Origin of the sequence: Bradyrhizobium sp., from assembly GCF_019242285.1 — a bacterium.
Lineage (GTDB): Bacteria > Pseudomonadota > Alphaproteobacteria > Rhizobiales > Xanthobacteraceae > Bradyrhizobium.
This window is the reverse complement of the sequence record NZ_JAFAVV010000677.1, coordinates 1-2,492: the sequence shown is the minus strand read 5'-3', so window position 1 is coordinate 2,492 and position 2,492 is coordinate 1. Positions and strand designations below refer to the sequence as shown.

Annotated in this window: 3 protein-coding genes; 2 read left to right on the top strand and 1 reads right to left on the bottom strand. The window is 69.0% G+C overall.

What is annotated here, in order from left to right:
• Both JOY90_RS27500 and JOY90_RS27495 read left to right on the top strand, forming a co-directional pair.
• Positions 1–637 (top strand): molybdopterin cofactor-binding domain-containing protein (locus JOY90_RS27500; protein WP_291694247.1); only part of this gene is annotated, 637 nt, incomplete at its 5' end.
• 10 nt (positions 638–647) lie between these two features.
• Positions 648–1,991, top strand: a complete 1,344-nt coding sequence (locus JOY90_RS27495) for a bifunctional 3-(3-hydroxy-phenyl)propionate/3-hydroxycinnamic acid hydroxylase (RefSeq protein WP_291694246.1) — start codon at positions 648–650, stop codon at positions 1,989–1,991.
• A gap of 1 nt (position 1,992) precedes the next feature.
• Here JOY90_RS27495 and JOY90_RS27490 read toward each other — a convergent pair.
• On the bottom strand, positions 1,993–2,492 hold a 500-nt coding region (locus tag JOY90_RS27490; RefSeq protein ID WP_291694245.1), incomplete at its 5' end, for a glutathione S-transferase family protein.

Sequence of the window (2,492 nt, the reverse complement as noted above, 5' to 3'; positions counted from 1 at the left end):
GCAGATCGCCGGTGTCGCGCTGGAGGCGTCCGCCGAGGACATCGAGTTCAGCAAAGGCCGCTTCACCATCGTCGGCACCGACCGCGGCATCGGCATCATGGAGCTGGCCGAGCGCCTGCGCGGCGGTATGAAGCTGCCCGACGGCGTGCCGACGACGCTGGACGTCAGCCACGTGCACGAGGCGGCGCCGTCGGCGTTCCCCAACGGTGCGCATGTCGCCGAGGTCGAGATCGATCCCGACACCGGCTGGGTCGAGGTGGTGAAGTACACCATGGTCAACGACTTCGGCACGGTCATCAATCCGCTGCTGGTCGAGGGCCAGAGCCACGGCGGCGTGGTGCAGGGCATCGCCCAGGCGCTGTTCGAACGCGTGGTCTACAGCGAGGAAGGCCAGCCGCTGACCGGCAGCTTCACCGACTACGCCATCCCGCGCGCCGCCGACGCGCCCTCCTTCGCGATCGGCTACCACTCGGTGCCGGCGAAGACCAACATCCTGGGCGCCAAGGGCTGCGGCGAGGCCGGCTGCGCGGGCTCGCTGCCCTCGGTGATGAACGCCCTGGTGGACGCGTTGGGCGGCAAGCACATCAACATGCCCGCGACGCCGGAGCGGGTGTGGGAGGCGCTGCACTCGGTGTAACGTCAAGAGCATGAAGGACGTCGCCATCCTGGGCTACGGACCGGTTGGCGCGTTGCTGGCCAACCTGCTGGGGCAAGCCGGCCTCTCCGTCGCCGTCTACGAGCGCGAGACGGAGGTCTTTCCGCTGCCACGTGCCGTGCATTTCGACGGCGAGGTGATGCGCATCTTCCAGTCGACCGGACTGGCGGACCACATCGCGCTGGCGGCGCGGCCGTCGTCGCAGGGCATGCACTTCGTCAACGCCAGCGACCAGACGCTCCTTGTCCGGCGCGGCATCGAAGGGCCAGGGCCGCACGGCTGGCCGAACAACTGGTACTTCCATCAGCCATTCCTCGAACAGGTCCTGCGCGAAGGCGTCGGCCGCTTTCCGCATGTCGAGGTCCATCTCGGCAGCGAGATCACCGACGTGAACGAGCTCGACGCCCGCTGCATCGTCGGCTGCGACGGCGCGCGCTCATCGGTCCGGCGGGCGATCGGCAGCCGGCAACGCGATCTCGGGCTGCACCAACCGTGGCTGGTGGTCGACCTGCTGTGCGATCCGTCCTCGCCGCGCGTGAAGACCCTGCCCGACTACACTGTCCAGTTCTGCGATCCCGCGCGGCCGATGACGATCGTCAATGTCGGCGGGGCGCGCCGGCGCTGGGAGATCATGCTGATGCCGGGCGACGACCCGGGGCGGCTCACCGAGCCGGACGTCTTCTGGCCGATGCTGAGGCGATGGCTCGACCCGCGCGACGCGCGGATCGAACGCGCCGCCATCTACACCTTCCATTCGCTGGTGCAGGAGGGTTGGCGCAAGGGCAACCTGCTGCTCGCGGGCGATGCCTGCCACCAGACACCACCCTTCCTTGGCCAAGGCATGTGCGCGGGTATGCGCGATGCCGCGAATCTCGCCTGGAAGCTCATGGCGGTGCTGCGCGATGGCGCGCCGGACTCCTTGCTCGACACCTACGAGAGCGAGCGGCGGCCGCATGTCGAGACCTTCATCGCGCTCGCCGTGAAGCTCGGCGCCGTGCTGCAGGAGACCGATCCCGCGAAGGCGGCCGAGCGCGACCGCCGTTTTGCGAACGGGGCGGAGATGTTCGACTTCCCGCAGCCGCAACTCGGTCCAGGTTGTCGCGCCGAGGCCCCGCCGCCGGTCGGCACGATCTTTCCGCAACCGCGCCTTGCCGACGGCCGCCTGATGGACGAGGCGATCGGTTCGCGCTTCGCCGTCGTCGGCGAGATCGAGTTGCTCGCCGATCGACGGCCCGATGCGGTGACGCTGCCCGGCGTCGGCGCGAACTGGCTCGCGCAGCGCGGCCTGCGCGCGGCGCTGCTCCGCCCGGATCGCTATATCGCCGAAGTCGCCTGACTCACGTCAGCGGGATCGCCTTCACGTGCTGCTGGAAGCCCGGCCGCGCCGCAACGGCCGAGTACCAGCGGTCGAGGTTCTTGAAGCCCTGCCGCTCCGGCGCGAGCTCGCGGAAGCGCCACACCATGATGCCGACCGGGATGTCGCCGTAGGAGAAGGCATCGCCGGCGAGGAACTGCGTCTTCGCAAGCTGGGCGTCGAGCATCTTGGCGGCATCGGCGGTCTTGGCCTTGCTGTCGTCGATCGCCTTCATGTTGCGCTCGGCGGCCGGCGTGCGGACCATGCCCATGAACAAGGGCCCGATCGCCGGCGCCATCACCGTGAGCTGCCAGTCCATCCACTTCTGCGCCTGCGCTCGCGTCTTGAGATCGGCGGGCTCCAGGCTGCTCTTATGCTTGGCCGCGAGGTAGCGCACGATCGAGTTCGACTCCCAGAGCGTGAAGCCGTCGTCCTCCTCGAGGGTCGGCACCAGGCCGTTGGGGTTCAGGGCGAGATAGGCCT